The 23,265-nt window shown below is 32.9% G+C and carries 21 protein-coding genes; 5 read left to right on the forward strand and 16 right to left on the reverse strand.

The genetic code is table 11. The annotated features are described in order from the left end of the window. Window positions 1-66: 66 nt before the first annotated feature. The 3 genes from RM538_RS08645 to RM538_RS08655 all read right to left on the reverse strand — a co-directional run bounded on the left by RM538_RS08645 (window position 67) and on the right by RM538_RS08655 (window position 3,634). On the reverse strand, window positions 67-2,271 hold the full coding sequence (locus tag RM538_RS08645) for a polyribonucleotide nucleotidyltransferase (protein WP_311333021.1): 2,205 nt from the start codon (window positions 2,269-2,271) through the stop codon (window positions 67-69). A gap of 214 nt (window positions 2,272-2,485) precedes the next feature. Further along, complete coding sequence (rpsO, locus tag RM538_RS08650; protein ID WP_311333022.1) at window positions 2,486-2,755, reverse strand: 30S ribosomal protein S15; 270 nt, start codon at window positions 2,753-2,755, stop codon at window positions 2,486-2,488. A 90-nt stretch (window positions 2,756-2,845) separates the two neighbouring features. Then, window positions 2,846-3,634 carry an OmpA family protein gene (locus tag RM538_RS08655; RefSeq protein ID WP_311333023.1) on the reverse strand — a complete coding sequence of 263 codons (789 nt, stop codon included), beginning with the start codon at window positions 3,632-3,634 and terminating at the stop codon, window positions 2,846-2,848. 108 nt (window positions 3,635-3,742) lie between these two features. On the opposite strand from RM538_RS08655, the gene RM538_RS08660 reads away from it, so the two are divergent. From RM538_RS08660 to ctlX, 4 genes are all read left to right on the forward strand, one after another. After that, entirely contained in the window at window positions 3,743-4,570 is an 828-nt protein-coding gene (locus RM538_RS08660; protein ID WP_311333024.1) for a hypothetical protein, read from the forward strand. Between the two features lie 65 nt (window positions 4,571-4,635). Beyond that, on the forward strand, window positions 4,636-5,550 hold the full coding sequence (locus RM538_RS08665; protein ID WP_311333025.1) for a dimethylarginine dimethylaminohydrolase family protein: 915 nt from the start codon (window positions 4,636-4,638) through the stop codon (window positions 5,548-5,550). Window positions 5,551-5,586: 36 nt separating this feature from the next. Continuing rightward, on the forward strand, window positions 5,587-6,393 hold the full coding sequence (locus tag RM538_RS08670) for a hypothetical protein (RefSeq protein ID WP_311333026.1): 807 nt from the start codon (window positions 5,587-5,589) through the stop codon (window positions 6,391-6,393). Window positions 6,394-6,468: 75 nt separating this feature from the next. Continuing rightward, window positions 6,469-7,404, forward strand: a complete 936-nt coding sequence (gene ctlX, locus RM538_RS08675) for a citrulline utilization hydrolase CtlX (RefSeq protein ID WP_311333027.1) — start codon at window positions 6,469-6,471, stop codon at window positions 7,402-7,404. Window positions 7,405-7,417: 13 nt separating this feature from the next. On the opposite strand, the gene RM538_RS08680 is transcribed toward ctlX, so the two are convergent. Next, on the reverse strand, window positions 7,418-8,842 hold the full coding sequence (locus RM538_RS08680; protein WP_311333028.1) for an SDR family oxidoreductase: 1,425 nt from the start codon (window positions 8,840-8,842) through the stop codon (window positions 7,418-7,420). Between the two features lie 244 nt (window positions 8,843-9,086). Then, entirely contained in the window at window positions 9,087-9,518 is a 432-nt protein-coding gene (locus RM538_RS08685; RefSeq protein ID WP_311333029.1) for a hypothetical protein, read from the reverse strand. A 91-nt stretch (window positions 9,519-9,609) separates the two neighbouring features. Here RM538_RS08685 and argS point away from each other — a divergent pair, with 91 nt between their 5' ends. Then, a complete protein-coding gene (argS, locus tag RM538_RS08690; RefSeq protein WP_311333030.1) occupies window positions 9,610-11,385 on the forward strand; it encodes an arginine--tRNA ligase in 1,776 nt (591 codons plus the stop codon). 1 nt (window position 11,386) lies between these two features. On the opposite strand, the gene RM538_RS08695 is transcribed toward argS, so the two are convergent. The 11 genes from RM538_RS08695 to RM538_RS08745 all read right to left on the reverse strand — a co-directional run bounded on the left by RM538_RS08695 (window position 11,387) and on the right by RM538_RS08745 (window position 23,214). After that, window positions 11,387-12,067, reverse strand: coding sequence for a hypothetical protein (locus RM538_RS08695; protein ID WP_311333031.1), 681 nt, complete (start codon window positions 12,065-12,067; stop codon window positions 11,387-11,389). Between the two features lie 3 nt (window positions 12,068-12,070). Further along, complete coding sequence (locus RM538_RS08700) at window positions 12,071-12,715, reverse strand: response regulator (RefSeq protein WP_311333032.1); 645 nt, start codon at window positions 12,713-12,715, stop codon at window positions 12,071-12,073. Beyond that, window positions 12,712-14,649 carry a sensor histidine kinase gene (locus RM538_RS08705; protein WP_311333033.1) on the reverse strand — a complete coding sequence of 646 codons (1,938 nt, stop codon included), beginning with the start codon at window positions 14,647-14,649 and terminating at the stop codon, window positions 12,712-12,714. The genes RM538_RS08700 and RM538_RS08705 overlap by 4 nt, the downstream gene beginning before the upstream one ends. 29 nt (window positions 14,650-14,678) lie before the next feature. Next, on the reverse strand, window positions 14,679-16,538 hold the full coding sequence (locus RM538_RS08710) for a tetratricopeptide repeat-containing sensor histidine kinase (protein WP_311333034.1): 1,860 nt from the start codon (window positions 16,536-16,538) through the stop codon (window positions 14,679-14,681). A gap of 46 nt (window positions 16,539-16,584) precedes the next feature. Continuing rightward, on the reverse strand, window positions 16,585-17,121 hold the full coding sequence (locus RM538_RS08715; protein ID WP_311333035.1) for a hypothetical protein: 537 nt from the start codon (window positions 17,119-17,121) through the stop codon (window positions 16,585-16,587). 141 nt (window positions 17,122-17,262) lie between these two features. Beyond that, entirely contained in the window at window positions 17,263-17,808 is a 546-nt protein-coding gene (locus RM538_RS08720) for an SRPBCC family protein (protein ID WP_311333036.1), read from the reverse strand. A 28-nt stretch (window positions 17,809-17,836) separates the two neighbouring features. Beyond that, window positions 17,837-18,547 (reverse strand): hypothetical protein, encoded by a 711-nt coding sequence (locus RM538_RS08725; protein ID WP_311333037.1) that lies wholly within the window; start codon window positions 18,545-18,547, stop codon window positions 17,837-17,839. 185 nt (window positions 18,548-18,732) lie between these two features. Then, window positions 18,733-19,119: a hypothetical protein gene (locus RM538_RS08730; protein ID WP_311333038.1), complete on the reverse strand. Its 387-nt coding sequence runs from the start codon at window positions 19,117-19,119 to the stop codon at window positions 18,733-18,735. Window positions 19,120-19,235: 116 nt separating this feature from the next. Beyond that, window positions 19,236-21,758, reverse strand: a complete 2,523-nt coding sequence (locus tag RM538_RS08735; RefSeq protein WP_311333039.1) for a TonB-dependent receptor plug domain-containing protein — start codon at window positions 21,756-21,758, stop codon at window positions 19,236-19,238. Further along, entirely contained in the window at window positions 21,739-22,665 is a 927-nt protein-coding gene (locus RM538_RS08740) for a FecR family protein (RefSeq protein WP_311333040.1), read from the reverse strand. The genes RM538_RS08735 and RM538_RS08740 overlap by 20 nt, the downstream gene beginning before the upstream one ends. Window positions 22,666-22,704: 39 nt before the next feature. After that, window positions 22,705-23,214, reverse strand: a complete 510-nt coding sequence (locus RM538_RS08745; protein WP_311333041.1) for an RNA polymerase sigma factor — start codon at window positions 23,212-23,214, stop codon at window positions 22,705-22,707. Window positions 23,215-23,265 lie beyond the last annotated feature (51 nt).

Here is a 23,265-nt window from a genome sequence, read left to right on the forward strand (position 1 = left end):
CTATTCCATAAAAAAAGCACCTTTCAATATTGAAAGGTGCTTTTTTGATATTGGAAGAAAATTTACTTAATCCCTCTTTCTGTCTTTATTTCTGTTATCACGACCACGGTTGTCACGATTTCTATCGTTTCTTGGTGGGCGTTCTACATATCCTTCTGGTTTAGGTAAAATAGCTTTTCTAGAAACTTTTTCTTTTCTAGTACGTTTATCCACACCAAAATACTTTACATCAAAAACATCACCCATGTTTACTACATCGCTTACATTCTCGGTGCGTTCCCATGCTAGTTCAGAAACATGCAATAAAACCTCGTTTCCTGGTGCTTCTATGTATTCTACAACAGCTCCAAAATCAAGCATCTTTATCACTTTCACTTCATAAACAGAACCAACTTCTGGTTTAAATGTTATGCTGTCAATTTTTGCGAGTACAGCGTCAATACCTTCCTGACCTGTTCCTAGAATTTCTACAATTCCTTCTTCGGTTTCTGGATCTTCATTAATTACAATGGTAGTTCCTGTTTCTTTTTGAAGTTCTTGAATTACTTTTCCACCTGGCCCAATTAGTGCTCCAATATATTCATTGGCGATACGTGTAGTTACCATTTTAGGTGCGTACTCTTTTACATCGTCCCTTGGAGTTTCAATTGTATCTGTTAGGTGTTTAAGGATATGTAATCTTCCGTCTCTTGCTTGTTTTAATGCATTTACAAGAATTTCGTATGACAACCCTTTTACTTTAATGTCCATTTGGCAAGCAGTAATACCATCTGCTGTTCCAGTTACTTTAAAGTCCATATCTCCTAAGTGATCTTCGTCTCCTAAAATATCACTAAGTACTGCGTACTTTTCACCTTCAGAAATAAGTCCCATTGCAATACCAGAAACTGGCTTTTTCATTTGCACACCTGCATCCATCATTGCCATAGTTCCTGCACATACAGTTGCCATAGATGAAGAACCGTTAGACTCTAACACCTCACTTACCACACGTACTGTGTATGGGCAATCTTCTGGAACCATTCCTTTTAAGGCACGTTGTGCTAGGTTACCATGTCCTACTTCACGACGCGATGTTCCTCTAATTGGTCTTGCTTCTCCAGTTGAAAAAGGTGGGAAGTTATAGTGTAAATAAAATGTTTCTTCGCCCTCAAAACTTGGCATGTCAATTTGATTTGCTTCTCTAGAAGTTCCTAAGGTTACTGTGGCAAGTGCTTGTGTTTCGCCACGAGTAAAGATAGAAGAACCATGTACAGAAGGTAGATAATCTACCTCACACCAAATAGGTCTAATATCGATTGTTTTACGACCATCTAAACGTAACCCCTCATTTAAGGTTAAATCACGTATAGCCGCTTTATTTGCTTTTGCTACATATTTATGGATAAGTTTTCCAAGCTCTGCTTGTTCTTCTTCAGAAAAAGAATTGAAAACCTCTTCTTTAATATCACTAAAAGCTTGTCCTCTTTCATGTTTTGCAGAGCCTGCTTTTGCAACAGCATAGGTTTTGTCATACACCATATCGTGTATTTTTTTCTCAAGATCTGCATCTTCAACAGCTGGTTCATACTCACGTACTTCTTTCTTTCCAAAAGCTTCGGCTAAACGTACTTGTGCTGCACATTGTACTTTAATAGCTTCGTGAGCTGCTTTAATAGCCTCAGTCATTTCTTCTTCAGAAATTTCATCCATCTCACCTTCTACCATCATTACACTATCTGCAGAAGCTCCAATAACCATATCGATATCAGATTCGTCAAGCTGTGCTCTAGAAGGGTTAATAATAAACTCACCATTAATACGTCCTACTCGTACTTCTGAAATAGCACACTCAAACGGAAAGTCTGAAAGCTGAATTGCAGCAGATGCTGCTAATCCTGCCATTGCATCTGGCATTACATCATCATCATGTGACATTAATTGTATCATTACCTGTGTTTCACTATGGTAATCTTTTGGGAATAATGGGCGCAATACTCTGTCCACAAGACGCATTGTTAATACTTCTCCGTCACTTGGTCTTGCTTCTCTTTTAAAGAAACCTCCAGGATAACGTCCTGCTGCTGCAAATTTTTCTCTGTAATCTACAGTAAGTGGCAAAAAGTCAACATCTGCTTGGTGATAATTAGAAACAACTGTACATAGTAACATACATTTTCCAGATTGTACCACAACAGATCCGTGTGCCTGTTTGGCTAGTTTTCCGGTTTCGAGTGTGATTTCACGCCCGTCACCTAGGTCAATGACCTCTTTAAATACTTTAGGTATCATTTTAATTAAATTATACGCATAGCAAAATGCGTAGTTAAAAAATTGGTCAACAATCGGTTTTCGATTGTAGTGTTGTTGTGTTGTTGTGGTTGACCAATGAAAAACCTAAGGGTAGCTTTTTCAGTATTTGAAATTTATATAGAGTGAGATTGCTCTCAACTTAGTAACAAAGTTACTAAAAAATAATGGGCTCCTAAGAGCCCATTAAAATGTATTACTTACGTAATCCTAATTCTTTTACGATAGCACGGTAACGTAAAATATCTTTTTTCATTAGATAATCTAATAAAGATCTACGCTTACCTACTAGTTTTACTAGTGAACGCTCTGAATTAAAATCTTTGTGATTTTTCTTTAAGTGTTGTGTTAAATGCTCAATTCTGTATGTGAATAAAGCGATCTGTCCTTCGGCAGACCCTGTGTCTGTTGCACTTTTTCCGTGCTTTGCAAAAATCTTTGCTTTTTCTTCTGGTGCTAAATACATGCTAATATTATTGTAAATGATTGTTATGTATTGACTATGTTTTTCATAATCAGAGCGCAAAAATAATAAATTATGTGGGATAAATCCTTTTTAGTTAGAAATAATTTCAATTTCCACTCTTCGGTCTTTAATGTCTCCTTTACCCAATGGAAATTTAAATGCCATTCCTTCGTAACTCATTCTAGATGCGTTTATCCCTTCCTTTAGTAGATATCTATAAACTGCTTTTGCTCTATCACGAGATAAAGTAAGGTTTCCTGTTCTATTGTTTCTACCATCTATTGGGGAGGGTTCTCCGTTAATTCCGCAACAAACATGTCCTAAAACCTTAAATTTTACTGCTGGGTTTTCCAGTAAGTATCTTTTTACTTTATAAAGAGTTGGTAAACTTTCTTCTCTTATTACATCTAGTCCAGGTATAAATAAAATACCTTCTAATATAACGGTGTCGCCAATGTTAGCTTCGGATAAAGATATTTCTAGTGAAGTTTCTGGAGGTACAAATTGTGGGGCTTCAATTGTTTTTTCTTTGTAAGTAATAATAATGTCTACTCTTCTTTCTTCAGGTAGGGGACTTTCTACCTCTCCTTTTCCAATACTTTTTACTGAAATACTATCACCTATAATTGCTTTAACGTTTGTAGCTCGATTTTCTGAAAGCTTTTGATTGTATGTTTCACTAGCAAACATGTTTGCATACCCTTCAACAATAATACTTTTAATTTTTGAAGAAGTTTCTAATAGACTATCAATTCTTTTTTCTTGGATTGGGTTTACGGCTGAAATATCATTTTCAAAATAAATTGATAGCGTGTCAATCTTTTGCTGCCCTGTGACTGGGAGCGCATAAAGGAGTAATAAAATGATTAGATACTTCATAAAACTTTTAAAGAGAATAATATAAAAATATACACAAATTTAATACCAAATTAAACTATTAAGCGTTAGTATAGTCCTAATATTGTGAACTTTAAAGATAAAACCATTATGAAAACCTTTTTTGCCAAAAATTATGTAATCCTACTGCTTGCTTCACTTTTTATTGTTAGTTGTAGTGAGGATACCGACACACCTACCGAAGTAAACTTCTCTACTGAAGATACAACACGAGCAGCTCAAGCTGATAATGCAGCAGATGGAGCTTTAACTATCATAGAAAATGGCTATTCCGAAACCGAAGAGGGTAGATCTAGTAACAATTCTTTTTTCCCAGAGTGTACAACAATAACCATATCTCCAGACGGAAATGGGGGAGGAAGTATTATACTTGATTTTGGAGATGGATGCCAACTTAACAACGGGGCATTTGTTACGGGAAGTGTATTACTTGAATATGGTCCTATAGAATCTGCAACAAGAACTATTACGTACACCTATAATAACTTTACTTACAATAATAAAGGTGTAATAGGTGGTGGAGAGATTTTTAGAGAGCTGTCAAATGACAATGGTAATCCACAATCTACTGTAAATGCTGCTATTACTGTTTCATTTCCAAACACTACAGTTACTGCAACAAGAACAGGGCTTAGAATTGCAGAATGGGTGGAAGGTGTTGGTTCTGGAACTTGGACAGATAATGTTTATAATATTACTGGAAACTGGAATACCGAACTTACAAACGGATTTACTAGAAGCGGTGTGGTTTCAGAAACTTTAGTAAGGGAGTTGTCTTGCCAATATCTTGTAAGTGGTGTATTAGACTTACAGCAAAACGATTTTACTGCTCAATTAGATTTTGGAAACGGTGATTGTGATAATCAAGCAATTTTTATATTTAACGGAGAAGAGTTTCCCATTATTTTAGGGGATTAAAAAATTAGAATACTATTTAGTAAAGCACCTTAGTTAACTAAGGTGCTTTTTTTATATTTGCTTTTATGATACAACTCAATGTAACTAACGAATTTTCTCCCTTAAAAGCAGTTGTTTTAGGCTGTGCAGATAGTAACGGTTCTACTCCAAAATTAGAAGACGCGTATGATCCAAAATCTGCTGCACATATTAAAGCAGGTACTTATCCTACTATTGAGGATATGGTAAAAGAAATGGAAGCTGTGGCTGTAGTTTTTAAAAAGTATGGAGTTACAGTTTATCGCCCAGAAACCATTGAGAGTTATAACCAGATATTTTCTAGAGATATTGCATTTGTGATAGAAGATAAATTTATTAAAGCAAATATTTTACCAGACAGAGAGCGTGAATATGAAGCTATAGAACATGTATGGTCACAAATTCCTAAGGAAAATCGTATTATTTTTCCTGAGGAAGCACATATAGAAGGAGGGGATGTAATGCCGCATGGAGAATACATTTTTGTGGGTACGTATCGAGGTGATGATTATTCAAATTATATTACCGCGCGCACCAATATGGAAGCAGTTAAGTTTCTACAAGAAGTATTTCCAGATAAAAAAGTAAAGTCCTTTAACCTTAGAAAATCCAATACCGTAGCAGAGGATAATGCATTACACTTAGATTGTTGTTTTCAACCTATAGGTAAAGGAAAATGTATCATTCATAGAGAAGGTTTTCTTGAAGAGGAAGAGTATAATTGGTTGATTGATTTCTTCGGAAAAGAAAATTGCTTTCATATTGATAAAAAAGAAATGTATCATATGAATAGTAATATTTTCTCTATTTCTGAAGATGTAATCATTTCTGAAAAAAACTTTACTAGGTTAAATACTTGGTTGCGTTCTCAAGGATTTACGGTAGAGGAGGTACCATATTACGAAATCTCGAAACAAGAAGGCTTATTGCGATGCAGTACAATGCCATTAATTAGAGAATAAAAAACCTCTTATAACGTTACTTTCGTATATATAGTTATGAAAGTTTTATTATCCCTTTTTTTGTTGTTTACTACTTGTCTTTGTTTCTCTCAGGGTAAAATTGATGGATTTTATCAAGGCCAAGGAAATGCTACTATTGTTGTAGGTGGAGGTATTGAAGATTCTAATGAATATTTAGCGGGGAAAGATAAAACAGGGCTTGAAAGAAAGACCTATTACATTTCGCTTTTTACGAGCTATGGTATTACAAATAATCTAGACATAAATGTATCATTGCCTTATATAGAAAGTGGGAGAAATAAAAACTTTCAAGACATTTCTATTATGCTCAAAAATAGATTTTTTGATAAAGTATATACTAATAGTGTATTGGAATTAAGTGGTAGTGCTGGCATTTCTACTCCAGTATCAGATTATAAAATTGGTGGTCTTTTTGACATTGGACAACAAGCTACCATTATAGAAAGCAGAGTAATGAGTCATTATAAAATAAATAGTGGCTGGCTTGCTACACTTCAATCAGGCTTTTCTTATAAATTAGAAGAAGTACCCAATAGTGTACCTCTAACATTGAAAGTTGGTAGAGCTAAGAAAAATATTTACTATGACATTTATTATGATGCTCAGTTTGGACTAGGCGGAATAGATTATTTAGGCACGCCTCGTCCCCAAAACTTTAGAGAGTTTGGAGTTTCATATCACAAGGTGGGTGCTACAATTTTTGCCCCAATAATAGATGGTTTTGGTGCATATGGCACCTTTTCATATATCATAGGAGGGAGAAATATATTTTTAGGTCCTATTTATGGAGCAGGATTAAGTTATAATTTTAGTAGAGATTAATGCTATTAAAGCAAACAGTTTTTTCAGTTTTTGAATAGTAAAAACCCTAAATTTGTATCTCAAACTTTCTACTTAATGCAACAAATTACAAACACAATACTTATGATTCGTCCTGTAGCTTTTAGGATGAACGAAGAAACTGCTATAAACAATTATTTCCAAGAAGATTTGGAGTTAAAAAATGCCGAGATTAATACCAAAGCACAAAAAGAGTTTGATGATTTTGTGACTAAGCTAAAAGCAGTTGGCGTGAATGTGGTGGTAGAGAATGATGATGTAAAAATGGACACACCAGACTCAATTTTCCCAAATAACTGGGTGAGTTTTCATCATGATGGAATAGTTACATTATACCCTATGTTTGCCGAAAATAGACGTAGAGAACGTAGAGAAGAAATTATTAATCGTTTAGAATCTGAAGGTTACCTAATTGAAGCCTTTATGGATTATACCTCTGCTGAGGATGAAGGTTATTTTTTAGAAGGTACCGGAAGTTTATTATTAGACAGAGTACACAAAAAAGCATACTGTGCTTTATCTCCTAGAGCTGACGAGGAGTTACTTATAGAATTTTGTGAAGATTTTGAATATGATCCTGTTGTTTTTGTAGCAAATCAATCAGTTAATAATGAAAGATTGCCTATTTATCATACTAATGTGATGATGGCACTTGCCGAAAACTTTGCAGTTATTTGTTTAGAAACCATAGATGATAAGCACGAAAAGAAAAATGTACTTAGACATCTCAAAGAAACTAAAAAAGAGGTCATAACTATTACCGAAGCGCAAATGCATCAATTTGCAGGTAATATGCTTCAGGTTAAAGGGGATAATGATAAAAAGTATATGGTAATGAGTTTGGCAGCACATAAAAGTTTAAGACCTGACCAGATTTCAGCTATTGAAAAGCATTGTGAGATTTTAAGTAGTGACTTAGAAACAATAGAAACTTGTGGTGGTGGTAGTGCTCGATGTATGATGGCTGAGGTGTTTCTTCCTAAGCAAACTTAATACCTTTTTGGTTTTAAGAAGTAGCAATTTTATTTATCATTCCATTAAAAATAAAATAATGAAACGGCAGCATAGCGTACCAGTATAAACGTCCCCATAAGCCTCGGGGTCTAAAGGTAGCTGTTTGGTGTAAAACATTATTCTTGTCAATTTCAAACTCTAACCAAGCCTCACCAGGCACACGCATTTCGGCAAATAATAACAATCTTTTTTGTTTTTTGTCAGCTAAAATAACCCGCCAAAAATCAAGAGAATCGCCTTCATAAATTTTAGTAGGATGTGTTCTCCCTCGACGTAAACCCACACCACCAAAAAGTTTATCTATATAGCCTCTTAACTTCCATAACCAGCTACCATAATACCATCCTTTAGTACCACCAATAGACCAAATATTATCGAGTGCTCTATTAGTATCTTTCAATTTTACTTTTTGAGCATCTTTCAAGCAACCTTTTTCTGGGATTTCTACATATTTTTTTAAATCGTTCCTAAAACGACCACTTACCATAGAGTCTTTCCAACTAGAAACTACTTGATTTTGTTTTATCTTTTTAAAAGCTAAGTTGATAGCTTCTTTATATGAGATTGGTTTAATATCTAAAATCTTTTCTAGCCTAGTGTCTTTTGTAATCACTTCAATACGCATACTGTCCACAAGGTTGAGCGCTAATTTATATGAGGTAGAAGTGACAAAGTACAGCCAGTAGGAGGATAACTTAGGTGACATTACTGGAACATCAAGGATAAATAATTTTAATCCCCTAGTTTTAGAATACCCCTGCATCATTTGCTTATAAGTAAGTATATCTGGTCCGCCTACATCAAAAGACTCGTTGTAACATTTCTCATTTCCTAAAACACCAGTAAGGTAGTTGAGTACATCTCTTATGGCAATGGGTTGACATCTAGTTTTTACCCATTTTGGTGTAATCATTACAGGGAGCTTTTCGCATAAATCTCTAATAATTTCAAAAGAAGCACTTCCCGAACCTACTATAATGGCTGCTCTTAAAACAGTAAGCTTGTAGGTGCCTTGATAAAGAATATTTTCTACATTTTTACGAGACCATAAATGCTTTGATAAATTATCTTCATTTACAATACCTCCTAAATAGATTACTTGTTTGCAGTTAGTTTCGGCTAAATAAGTATTAAAATTTTTTGCTGAAATTTCTTCTTTTTCATCAAAATCTGAAGTAGATGCAGACATAGAATGAATTAAATAATAAGCAGCGTCAATATTTTTAGGAAGTATATCTGCATTTGGCTCGTCTAAGAAATCTATTTCAACAATAGTAAGCTTCTCTCTTGTTTCTTCATCTACAGATAGCCTATTGGCGCTTCGAACTGCACAAACAATTTCGTGCCCTTGTTCTAGTAATAAAGGAAGAAGACGCATACCAATGTATCCATTGGCTCCAGTAAGAAGTATTTTCAAGACAGTTTAGTTTGTTTAAAGATAACTAGAAATATTTAGACAAATCGTTAAAAGTGAGTTAATAGGGATTTGATTTTTTACAGTTCGTCTCTTCGAGTGGATTTTTGGAGTAGAATGAGAAAAATTTGTATCGAGAAGTAACGTTGTGCTCTTAAAATTGTTCTCAATACATCCCGAAACTAGTTCGGGACACTCGAACTGACGCATAATTGGTTTATAGCAATTCTTTAAAACTAAAATTGCATTACAAATCTTCAATACGAGTAGGTGCATTGTTCGCTTTTGCATTTAAAACTTTCTGAATAAACTTATGCGTTGCTTTATCTTTTGCTTTCGCTTCTATTTTTATAAAATAATCGTCTCTGTAGATAGAGTATTCCTCGGCTTTACCTTTATATAGGTTTAGTTTGTAATAGGGTATTACAAGTGCATAGCTTTCCAAAAGCGATCTAAAACCAACGATTATTCCGTTAGGTCGCATCTCTATATTGCATTGGTTTCTGTTAGTATCAAGAATTAATAGGTTGTGAATTTGGATACTTGTTTCTGTAATAATAAGTTTTGAAGAACCTATTCCTTTTCGTTTAATGCGTTCTGCTAGGGTAAAAGGTTTACCTACTTCAGCATCAATTTTTCTAGTAATTTCTTTGTTGTTGTAGGAAACGTTTAGAAGCATATTCTATATTTATTTTTACTTGATATAAAGATACAAATTAGGTTTCCTAAAAAATAGTTAATCACGTACCTTTGTTGCCTAAATTATTGCGATGCCATTACAAGAGACCCTTTCTATAAAAATAAAAGAAGCAATACAAAATAAGTATGATGCTACCTTAGAAACTGTAGAGTTTCAAGCAACCAGAAAAGAGTTTGAGGGAGATATCACAGTAGTTGTATTCCCAATGCTTCGTGTAGTAAAAGGAAACCCTGTACAAATTGGTGAGACTATAGGTAACTACTTAGTTGAACACGTACAAGAGGTTTCTGGCTTTAATGTAGTGAAGGGCTTCTTAAACATTGTACTAAGCGATGCTTATTTTTTAGACTTTTTTACAAGCATTTCTAATTTTGCCAACTTTGGAGTTAAAAATGAAGGTGCTGAAGCTTTTATGGTAGAGTATTCTTCACCTAATACTAATAAGCCTTTGCATTTAGGACATATTAGAAATATTCTACTAGGCGATTCAGTAGCTCGAATTTTACAAGCCAATGGTAAGAAAGTATATAAAACCCAGATTATTAATGATAGAGGAATCCATATTTGTAAAAGTATGTTGGCCTGGAAGCGTTATGGGAATAATGAAACTCCTGAAAGTACAGGTATTAAGGGGGATAAATTAGTTGGAAATTACTATGTAAAATTTGACCAAGAGTATAAAAAAGAGATAGCTCACTTAACTTCTGAAGGTAAAACTGAAGCAGAAGCAAAAGCAGAAGCACCAATTCTAGTTGAAGCTAAAGAAATGCTTCGTAAATGGGAAGCAGGTGATCCAGAAACCGTTGCCCTTTGGGAGAAAATGAACGGTTGGGTGTACAATGGTTTTGATATAACTTATGATGCACTTGGCGTTTCTTTTGATAAATTATATTATGAGAGTGATACCTATTTACTAGGAAAAGAGTTTGTTGCCGAAGGCCTACAAAGTGGTGTTTTCTTTAAAAAAGAAGATGGCTCTGTTTGGTGTGATTTAACCGATGAAGGGCTTGATGAAAAAATTGTACTACGTAGCGACGGAACGGCAGTTTATATGACGCAAGATATAGGTACAGCAATACAACGTGTAAAAGACCACCCAGATGTTAACGGGATGATTTATACCGTTGGGAATGAGCAAGACTACCATTTTAAAGTTCTGTTTTTAATCTTAAAAAAACTTGGCTTTGAGTGGGCAAAAAACTTATTTCATTTAAGCTATGGAATGGTAGATTTACCTAGTGGAAAAATGAAAAGCCGTGAAGGTACTGTAGTAGATGCAGATGATTTAATAAGCGATATGGCTACAACGGCTAAGAATATTTCTGAAGAGCTCGGCAAGATCGATGATTTTTCTAATGAAGAAAAGGAAGCGTTGTACCATACTATTGGTCTAGGAGCACTTAAATATTACATCTTAAAAGTAGACCCTAAAAAGCGTATTTTATTTAATCCAGAAGAGAGTGTGGATTTTCAAGGAAATACTGGCCCATTTATACAATATACATACGCTAGAATACAATCTATTGTAAGAAAGGCAGGTGATGAGGTTTCGATTGCGCTCGACCAGACACTAGAACTTCATGAAAAAGAAAAGTCACTTTTAAAACAAATACAACTTTTCCCTGAAACCATAGATGCTGCAGCAACAAATTATAGTCCAGCTTTATTGGCTAATTATACCTATGATTTAGTAAAAGAATTTAATTCTTTTTACCAAAATGTACCCATTTTTGCTGCTGCTTCAGAGGCTGAAAAATCTTTTAGAATCCAACTAAGTAGAGCAGTAGGGGAGGTAATAAAAACTGCTTTTAATTTGTTAGGTATTAATGTGCCAGAACGCATGTAATTTATAAAATTCTAAAGCCTACAATTTTATCGTTATCTAGGACATCTTCCACGTAAACAAAGTAAGAAGTTCTTCCATTTTCAAAAATTAGAAATCCTTGATATTGAAAAGCAACTTCTCCTGCTTGGTTTTTAGTTTCTCCAACACCAAAAGGTTGATAACGTATTAGTTTCCCTTTCTCATTTTCTAGCTCGTCAATAAGTTGTCTTAAACCGGCAGCAATAGGTTTAGGAAAGTCTTTTTTACTTTTAATCTTGTCAATTGTAGCAAAATCTTTCTCTATAAGACTTTTTGAAAAGAGTTTATAGTTTTTTGATTTTTTACTTACCCTTTCTACTAGTTTAGTATTGTAAGTAATAGCAGCAGTATCTTGTTTTGTAGAAATAAGTTCAACATCTATATAATCGTACTTTGATTGTTCCTCTGCAGTAAAACCTTCAAAAATAAGCATAGCTATGTTAGCTGTTGTAACACTAGGTTGTAAACTATCTATTAAACTACTGTTTGATACTTTTACATTAAATGTTCTTTGGGTTTCTTGTCCAGCTGAACTATTAAAGTCCTTTGAGTAACTTACGGTTGCATCATATAAGCTAGCGATAGTATCTAGGCCTTTTTGTTCGGTTTCTGAGGCACAAGAGAATAAAGCAATGCAAATTAGTAATAGAATTATTTTTTTCATGATTTAAGATTTAACAAGTTCATATTCTAATGCTATTCTAACCAATCCTGCTGTGTTTCTAGCACCAGTTTTTATTAGCATATTTCTTCGGTGTGTTTCTACTGTGCCAAAGCTTATAAAAAGCTTATCTGCGATTTCCTGTGTAGTATACTCTTCCAAAATAAGATTCAAAACATCTTTTTCTCTTCGAGAAAGCTTTGGGAATGGATTTACAGACTTTTCAGAACCATTGTTAGCTACGCTATTAAGTACAATTTCATTAACTGTGTCATCTAGATACATCTTGCCTTCATATACAGTTTTAATAGCATCTATTACTTCATCTTGTCCTGCGTTTTTAAGCACATACCCCTTTGCACCATTACTTAGCATTAACTTTATTAGGCTACTTTCTTTATGCATTGAAATGGCAATAACCTTTAAATCAGGATTAATTTTTAAAAGTTCTTTACAGGTTTCTATACCATTAATACCTGGCATATTGATGTCTAAAAGTATTACATCTGCCTTTGTTTCTGGTATTTGTTTAATACCATCTTCTCCGTTTAATGCCGTACCTACAACAACAATATCTTGTTCATCTTTTAGTAATAGTTGCATACCATCTATTACCATTTTGTGATCGTCTACTATAAATACGTGTATCATGATATTGGAATATTAATTAATACTGATGTTCCTTCATTCTTTTGGGTGTCCCAGTCTATTGTTCCATCCAAAAACTGAACTCTACTATTTATGCTTTTAAGGCCAAGACCTCCTTTTTTTACTGCTTTTTTATAATTAAATCCTTTTCCATCATCTTCAATAATAAGATTAACCCCTTCTTCATTACCAAGTAACTGTATTAAAACTTCCTTAGCTTCTGCATGCTTTCTAATGTTCGAAATAATTTCTTGTATGAGCCTATAGATCATTACTTCTTTAGTATTTTCTATATCAGGCAAATTTGAAATTTCTATAGTGGTAGTATATCCTTCATCATTGAGTTGGGTGCCAAAATCTTCTATTGCGCCCTTTAATCCAGAAATACTAAGCGCGTGTGGCATCATATTATAAGAAATACGCCTTACCTCAATGCAGGCTTCATCAATAAGATGATTGGTTTTATCTGTTAGGTTAAATTCTTCTAGTTGTTTTATTTCGTTTTGTATTGTAGTAAAATGAGCTTTTACAGTACTAAGCAGCCCTCCTAAACTATCATGAAGGTCTTTTGCAATACGAAGTCTTTCTGCCTCTTGTCCTTCTATCATGCTATTAAGTGCTAGTAATTTATTTTTTTGTTGAAGTTCAGTAATCTCTTGTTTCTGAATTTCTTCTGTTTGGGACGCAATAGTTCGCTGTGATTTTAAACGATACCTAAAAAATAAAAAGGAGAGCAGTAGTAGTGCAACCAATGCAATTAACCCATAAACGCTATTCTGTTTTTGTTGTTCTTCTTTTTTTAGTTCTAGGTTTTGCTCTGCTATTTTGCGTTCTTTTTTTTCGGTGTCGTATTTAACTTCAACTTCGGCAATGTTTTCTTGCATTCGTTCTGAAGCAAGGCTATCTCTAATTTTTCCTTCTCTAGCTTTATATTTACAAGCATTCTCAAAATCTGATGCTGCCACAGCAGCGGTCTCCATTTTTGTATATAAGTCTATAAGTACTTGCGGCTTCTGCGTGCTTTCAACTTTTTTAATAGCTCTATTGAGTGTGCTTACTGCTTCTTTGGACCTTTTATTTGCTAGGTATGTATTTGCTAGTGCTATTGAAGAATAGGCTAGTGAATTAATATTATTTAAACTGTCACTTATAGTAATTGCTTTTTTAAGTCTAGGTATATTTTCTGAATCAGTATTTTTTTCAAAAATATTTTTAATAGGCATATGCCCACTTGGCAAGTTAGGGTTAGCTTCTTGATATGCATCTGCTAATAAGCCCGTAAATTTTGCAAGCTCTAAAGGCTTATCTATTTGAGAAAAATAATCAACTAATATATAAAGGGCAAAACGTTTTCTAGAAGTGTTTTCATAGTCTTTTATTTCCTCCCACATTTTAAGGTAATGATTGGTGGCTACTTCATAGTTTTTTCTCGTAACTTCAAGTACTCCTTTTTGGTAAAACACACTCCATAAATAACTTCTGTTTTCTTCTTTTATGGCTAACTCTTCTGCCTGATTTAAATAAAAAAGCGATTTGTCTGGCTCATTTTTATATGCATAAGAAGTCCCAAAGCCAATATAATATTCAATAATTAAATACTCATCATCAAGCTCTTTTGCAAATTTTAGTCCAGCCAGTTTATAATCTATAGATTTATCAATATCTCCTTTTTGTGATACCTTTTTTGCGTGTGTTAAATAGTTCACAGCTTTTGAAAGAGCAGAATTGTCTTGTGTAATAATGTAGGTAAAGAGTTCTTGATAGTTATCACCACCTTTTAAAGAAACCTGTCTATTTATTTTAAAATATGCCGCTTTCTTTTGGTCGTAGTCTTCTATGTTTTTTATAGAAAGAAGTGTGCTATCTATTTTTTGCTTAAGTACTTCTTGGGAAAAAGAGAACGTGATGCTAAGGAATCCAAATAGGATTATTAGCATAAATTTTGATATGTTTTTCCGCTTACATATCATGTTGCAGGAATATTAATAATAACCGAAGAGCCTTGCCCTAATTGTGTGTCCCAATCTATATTTCCGTCTAAAAACTGAACTCTACTATTAATGCTTTTAAGTCCAAGACCACCTTTTTCTAAAGCCTTTTCATAATCAAAACCTTTTCCATCATCTTCAATAATAAGATTGACCTCTTGATTGTCACCAAGTAACTGAATTAAAATTTCTTTTGCATCTGCATGTTTACGAATGTTAGAAATTATTTCTTGTACTAGTCTATAAATCATAACCTCTTTTGTGCTGTCAATTTTAGGAAGGTTAGTTATTTCTACTGTTGTTTTATATCCTTGATCATTTAGGTGCACTCCTAAATCTTCTATAGCCCCTTGTAGTCCAGAAATACTTAATGCATGTGGCATCATGTTGTGAGAAATACGCCTTACCTCAATACAAGCTTCATCAATAAGATGGTTGGTTTTATCTGTAAGGTTTAGTTCTTCTAGCTGCTTAATTTCATTTTGTATAGTAGTAAAATGTGCTTTTACTGTACTTAGTAAGCCTCCAAGACTATCATGGAGATCTTTTGCAATACGAAGCCTTTCGGCCTCCTGGCCTTCTATCATACTACTCATAGCTAGTAATTTGTTTTTTTGTTGAAGATCAGTAATTTTTTGTTTCTGAATTGCTGCATTTTGTAAAGCAATTTTATTTTTATACTGAATTCTCTTCCTGAAAAATAAAAACATACCAATTAAGAAAACACCTGTTGCGATAAGGCCAAAGAGAATCCTATTTTTTTGTTTGTTCTTTCTTTCAATAGTTAATTGTTGTTGTGCAATTTCTTTGTCTTTTTTTGCAGCTTCATACTTCTGAAGCATTTCTGCGAGGTTTTTATCTCTGTCTATGCTAAAGAGAGAATCTTTAATGCCATTAAATTCATAGAAGAGATCTAAGGCCTTACCTGTTTTGCCATTTTCTTTATAGACATCTATAAGGTCAAGCATTGATTGGTATTTGTCTTCTTCAAAATTATTTTTCTCATAATTTTTAAAGGCTTTTACCATATATTTTTCTGCTTGTATAGTATTTCCTTCACTAAAATATACTTTGCCTAATCCAGCTAGAACATGATTATATATATAATTATCTTTTAATGTGTCAAGGTCTACTAGTAAATCAGTATAGATACTTTTTGCTTCCTTATAGTCTTTAGATTTTTGATATACATTCGCTAAATTAATTTTAGCTATTTTTTCTTGTTGCAATACTTTAATACTGTCTTTTGTTTGCTTTACAAGCTGAATTAAATGTATTGACTCATCTAGTTTTTCAATCGATTTATTGTAGAAGCCTTGATTTTGATACACATTACTAATGTTTATCAATGCGATTGATGCTCTTCTTTTATCATCAATACTTTCACTAAAATCTAAAGATTTATTGTAATAAATTAAGGATAATGAATCTTGTTGTTTTTTTTCATAAACAGCTCCAATAGCATTGTAGATAGATGGAAGCCTCTTAGTATCATTTACTCTCTCGTAGTAGTTTGAAGATTTTAAATATTCGGTAATAGCAAGGTTGAGGTTGTTAGACTGTACATATGAATTCCCCAGATAGAAATGGGCAAAAGCAATATTTAAGCTGTCATTTCTCTTTCTTGCGTATTCAAGAAATTTTTTGGTGTACTCTTTTGAAGCTTCAGGATTAGAGTAGTAGGTTGCTCTCCTTAATTTATTGTATGCAACCATCACTACAGAATCGTTTTTATTTGTTTTAGTGATAGTTATTAAACTATCAACACTTCTGTTATCTTGGGCGACGACAGAAGTGCAGGTAAAAAGTAGTATAGTTATCCAGTAAAGATGTTTCAAAATAGATGGTTATTTTTCTAAAGTACTATTTTTTTAAATAAGTATGTTACCTACTTTTCATAGCAACATTTAATGTGAAGTCTCCTTCGGTTAATCCTTCGGCACCAACAACAACAATCACAACTCTATACGGCCTATTAATTGCGACTAAATTAGTAACTGTTCTTGTATGATCTTGTGTAGCTCTACCTACTCTGTTGCGTTCTCTTTTATGGTCTGCTTCACAGCGAATACATCTTGCTAGATTAGGTGTTAGGTCTTCATTGTTTGTCCCAGTTTGGTACGCATAAATACTAAAATTTGCTTTAGGGTCTTTAGGTACGACAGTTACTTCCATCTCGCTATAGGTAGGAATAATGCCCTCAAAAAACACATGAGATCCTGTAAATTTTTTACGTTGAGTTTCTGGAAAGCAAGCATTCTGGCTACTCCATGCCCAAGACAAATTATCTAAGACAACTCCGTCTGAGAGATTTCCAGAATAAGAGACAGTTCCATTTTTTTCTGGTTCTATTTTAAAAACAGTTGGTTGTGCTGTCATAAACAATGGGAGTGCTAAAAATATGTATAGTAATGTTTTCATAATGAATAATTTTTAAATATATAAACCTGATTTAAGTTATTAAGTAAGAATTCTAGTAGTTAAAAAATATCTATGAATTCATAGAGGTTTTAAGAAAAGGGATTAGAAGTCTGTCTAATCCCTTTTTTTTAAATTGTGGCATTATTTTGCTTTAATTCTGTATTTAAATTTATTACCAACAGATTGGTTTTTCATAGCAACAATAATGATCTTTCCTTTCATTCCACTAAGATTAAAGGTTTTAACTTTATCACCTTTGCCATTAGGAAATGTATATGACTTAACTTGTCTTGTTACACCATCTCTACCTTGTGTGCAAATAACAACTCCTGTCTTTGCTTTACCATCATACTTACTTATGGTTAGTCTTACATTGTTGTTAAATGATGGAGGTGTTACAAAAGTTCTTTTAGTTTGTCCAGTAATACTCCCTTGTTCATTAACACCATCTATTTCTAGTAAACGTGGTCCTATAGTAGAACCGCCATTAGCAGCAATCCAGTTCCAAACTTGTTTAATCTTTCTTACTTTAGTTTTAAAAGGGTTTAGTTGAATATTTGGTTTCCATGGGCCCCATTTTTCCCAAGTTTTTTCTGCTAGCTTCTCTCCCTGATTACAGTTTTGTGCTTCAGCTTGAAATGTTAAACTAAATAATGCGATTCCGATTAATACGATTAATTTTTTCATGATAATATATTTTAAGTTGTTTATTAATTTATCTTACTAAGGCATTCATTACATATTCAAATGTATTCCCCACCGAAATGTTTTTAAGTTCAATCTTTAACTCTGCTCCAGAGTTTACATTTATAATCATTTCATTTCCTGGTTGGCTTCTTTCAAATGTTTCACTACTATGCTCCACCCAAGAGCTACCACTTTTTCTCCATACTCTTACAGTTCCTCTTGCAATACCAGAAGTTCTTTTAATAATTACCTTAGTTTTATTAGTACAAGATGATTTTGTGTAAATCGTCTTTTTTTGTTGTCCAACAAGACGTCCAGTAACACGACCACTTTTAGAAAGATTTTTTGTGCTTCCTTTTGCTTTCATAGCATACTGAAACTTGTTACCCACAGATTGATTTACAATCTCTACTCTAATGTTTTTGTTCTTTACACCTGTTATGGTTTTTTTCTTAGTAGGCTTGTCACGTCCATTTTCGAAAATAATACGACCTTCAAATTTGTTATTAGCGTAAATGTTAACGGTGGTTTTTGCTTTACCTCCTGTTTTATTAATGCTAACTTCAACACTATTTGAAGTTGCTTTAAAATCTATTTTAGCTGGGCCAGCTGCATATACTGTTCCTGTTCTAGATTTAATTGTTGAAGTACATGTTTGCGCACTAGACGTTACTGTAAATGCAATAAATGTTACAGCAAATAATACTGTTTTTAGAATGTTGTTGATGTTTGTTTTCATGATAATTTAATTTGAGTTATTATTTAATACTGCTAAAGTAGATGCTTATAACTATCTCATTATCAAAGAAAACTAGTAGAGATAAAAAATCTATGATTTCTGTTAGGTAAGATTTATTCATAAAAAAAGAGACCTCAATTTGAAGTCTCTTTTTTTTAAATAAAATTAATATAGTGCTACTTTTTTTATTCATCCTCATGAACACGCTCCATTTGCTTTATGTAAAAGTTGTATCTATTAATAAAAGATTCTGTGTCTTTTCCAGGATGTTTTTTATGAGCATATTTTATAGTAACATTTTCAAAAACTAATCCTCCTTTTTTTTCATTTACCGCTTTTTCAAACTTGTTCATTGATGTTTTAAAGTAGGCCACTTTTTTCTTGTCTTCTCTCCAATTTTTACTTTCCACAATAGATGTCATAGTGAGTAGATGTTTTTTTACCTCTTTATCCATAGTGGCATCTTTCTCTAATGTAATTTTTACTTTTTCTTTTGAGTAAGTTTTATTTTGAGCAGTAAGCGAATAACTCATTAAAATACAAATGATCAACAATATTTTAGTAGGTTTCATAATACGTAGATTTTTAGATTAATATCACCTCTAAATTATAGTAGTATCTACAAAATATGTGTAAGAATACAGGTAGTACGGAAAAATCTATGAATTCTGTTAGTGTATTTTTATATCTAGAATAAAACCTGAATAGATATATTAGGTGTGACGCCCAATGAAGTTTCTTCTATTGTATTTATTTGAGACTCTCCATTTTCATCTTCTAAAATTGCAAACCTCCTATTTAATATATTTTGCTTATTTAAAACGTTGAGTAGTGCAACGTTTATTTTTGCTTTTGTGTATTTTGATATATCCCAAACATATTCACCAGAAAAGTCTAAACGAATATAATCTTCTAAACGGCTATTGTTTGGGGTGTCATAAATTATAGACTTTGTGCCGTTTTCATTGTCTTGTATATCTAATGCTTGAGTAAAAGGTATTCCGGTTCTCCAGTTTACTCCTGAAGAAATTTTAAATTTATTTAAAGTGTAGGAAGTTGCTAGCGTAATATTATGACGAATATCTAAATTGTTAGGGAATGTACTTGGCTGAAACTCATCAAAGCTATAATTGTTAACGGCATATTTATAACTTAGCCAAGAACTTAGGTTTTTAGTTTTTTTATTAATAATAACTTCTAGACCTCTCACTTGGTACGCTCCTGTAGCGTTAACAAATTGGAATTGATTTTGAAAACCTTGTGTTCTAGAGGATATGCCATCTACTTTCTTGTAAAAGCCTTCTGTAGATAGTAACCAACCATTTTTTTTATATTCCAATTGTAAAGAAGCTTGTTTGCTTGTAATTATTGGTATAGTTTCTTCATTGGCAAGAATCCACCTTCTTTTTTCAATACCTAAAAAATCACTTTCAAAATCTATTCTTTGGGAAGTAGCTTGGCTTTTAAATTCGCCTAATAATTCTATTACAAAATGGGATGATAACTCTTGCCTAAGCTGGAATCGAGGCTCAAGAATAGTCCTATTAAATTTACTGAAATAATTTGCTCTTACACCTAGTTGAACACGTGTTTTTTGTTTCTGAAAGGTGGCTGAAGAAAACACACTATGTGTTCTAAGTACTTCTTTTTCAAAATCTCTAAATCTAGGAATATTAACATCCTGAGTATTGCTTATACCGGTTTCTGTAAAATGATACCCAGCGTTTAGATGAAGTTTTTCTGAAAACTGTTTCTTAAGTTCAGCACGGAGTCCAGTTTCTAAAACTTCATTTTCTTGCAAGCTTACTTGCGTTGTAAAAATGTCTTGATTTTCTGCATTAAGTTGGTAATAGGTTGCAAAACCCATCACGTAACTTGAAAGTGAAGATGACCAATCTCGATTCCAAGAGATGCCACCCACTAGGTTACTTTGGTTAAGCTGGCTTGTTTCAGAGTTAGAAGTATTTACAATAGTTTCTATATACTCTAAGTCGTTTTGAATTGCTAATGCATTAATTTTAATATGGTCTTTCTCACTAACTTTCCAATGTGTTGTTGTACTGAAATCGTAAAATGAAAAATCAACATTACCATCTATTTCCAAGTTGTTGTTTGTGGTAGTTGTAATTTTTGTGTCTTGAAAGATTCTACTAGCGTAAGTATCATAAGTAGGTGTCTCAATAATTTCAGTTAAAGATTTTCGGCCAGCGAAACTCATTTTTACTTTTTCAGAAATGGGTATTTGTAAAAATGCGTTTCCATTAATTAAATTAAAGCCTGCACCTCCAGAAAAATCACTGTTTTCTGGGTTACTTGTACTCATAGCTATAACTCCAGAAACACTTTCTCCATATCTTGCAGGAGCTCCATTTTTATAAACAGATACTTCCTTGGTTATATTAGGGTCAAAAGCAGATATAAGCCCAAAAAAATGGCCATTTTGATACATTTTGATATCCTCCCAAAGAATTAAATTTTCAGCATTAGTTCCTCCTCTAATATTTAAGTTAGATATTGTTTCGTCACTACTTTCAACACTTGGTAAGGCTTGTACAATTTGTAGAATGTCATTTTCAACTTGACCAGGGAGTAAGCCAAAGGTGCCTGTGTTAATTCTAAATGAACCGTTGTTGTTTTTGGAAATTCCCTTTGTAAAAATAGTATTAATTAATACAGGGCTAAGTTCATTTAGTTGAGGTACTAAATAAATAGTGGGGCAATTTTGAGATAATGATTTTGCTGTGATTGTCAAAGTTTCGTACCCTAAAAACTGAATAGTGATAGGGGCGGTACTAGATGAATTAATGTAAAAAACCCCATTTAAATCGCTTATAACACTTGACACATCATCTCCTTGGATGGTTGCACCAGATAGAGGAAGGTTGTCTTCCATTGAAATGAGCTGTCCACAAAGGGGTACATTTTTTTTAGGTATTACAGATATATAGCGTTGATTTATTCTATTAAAAAAAAGATCTGTTACATTATCTAGGTATTTGAGTGCTTCTTCAAGAGTTAAACTATTTGAGGGTACTACAACTTCTTTACCTTTTATAAGGTCTTCAGAAAAAGAAAAACTTATATCAAATCGCTCTTCAAGTGATTGAAGTACGGTCGTTAATAGAGTTTTTTCTTGAGCCTGGATATTTCCAAGAAAAAAGAAAAAGATAACTACAATAAGAGTTTTGCAACTATTCTTGCTCTTTGTCATAGATGGTTATTTCGTTGTTATCTATACTGTAGGTAAGTTGAAGGGGCTGGCATAACGATTCTAAAGCGATCTCAATATCTGTATGTGTTATGTTTCCTGTAAAGCGTTTTTTGGAAATAGTGTTACCTTTAATAGTAAAGGTATAGTTGTATTGATTTTTAAGTTCGTCTATTACAGTAGCAACAGTTGTGTTTTTAAAAGAACTTTCGTTTAAAACCCAATATGGGTTCGATTCAGTAATGGTTTGTTTATTACCAATATTTCCATTGTTTATTGCAATTTTAGTCCCGGCGGGGAGCATTATAACAGAGTCTTTTACAGTAACGCTTACAAGGCCTTCAAAACAACTTATAGTAAATAAGTCGTTGCGATTATATACGTTAAACTGAGTTCCTAAAACGGATACTTTACCAGTATTAGTGACAACATCAAATTTATGTCCCTTAGTTACCTTAAAATAGGCTTCACCATCGAGGGTAACTTCCCTAGCATCTTCCCATTTATTTTTATTATAGCTTACCTCTGAGTTTGCATTTAAAACTACTTGAGAGTTATCTGGTAAATTAAATGTTTCTTTTTGTGCAATACCAGTAGAAATTGAAGTGTCTAAAGATTGATAAAATAAGTAACTCCCAAATACTAAAACTAAAACTGCAGCAATTCTAGTAAGAATTGTAATTGGGTTTAATTTTTTAACCTTAGTATTCTTTGTCTTTTTATTATTTATTTTTTCTAATACAGTATTGCTGTCAAAAGATGGAGTTGTAAGATTTTTAGAAGCATTAGCGATAGTTAAATACGAAGCATAACGTGCATCCTGCTTTAAAAGCTCTAATTCTTTATCAGTTGCAGTTTCATTAAGTGTTTTATGTAGTAATTGTTCTTTATCCATTTTATCGCTAATCAATTATTAAACAGTTTTAAAACAGTTTACCCTACCTTGGTATTAAATATTTTCAATTTTTTCTCTTAAAGCTGCTAGTGCTTGACTCATGCGTTTTTCAACTGCTTTTACTGAGATGTTCAAAATCTCTGCAATTTCTCTGTATTTTTTACCTTCAATCCTATTTAATAAAAAAGCAGTTCGTTGCGCTTCAGTTAAATCAGCGATAGCATTTTCTAATTTTTCTTGAAATTGTTTTTCCTGTAAAACATACTCCGGAGATTGAATATTAACACTATCATTTTTACTCTTTTGATATTTAAGTACTACCTTTTTATGAGCAACTTCATTTAAAAAAGCATTGTTGGTAATTGTATATAGGTATGATTTTGCTTTTTCAAAAGGTACTTTTGCGCAGTTATTCCAAAGTTTTATAAAGGCATCTTGTACTAAATCTTCTGCTTGTGCTTTATCACCACATTTGTAATAAATAAAACGCCAGATAGCTTCTCCATACTGTTTATATATAGAGTTAAAGGTGTTTTCCTCACAAACATTTTTAGTATCTTTCATTTATAACTATAAATAAGAAAAATAATTTTTTATAAAAATACAACAAGTAGG

This window comes from Patiriisocius hiemis (assembly GCF_031846325.1).
Taxonomy (GTDB): domain Bacteria; phylum Bacteroidota; class Bacteroidia; order Flavobacteriales; family Flavobacteriaceae; genus Patiriisocius_A; species Patiriisocius_A hiemis.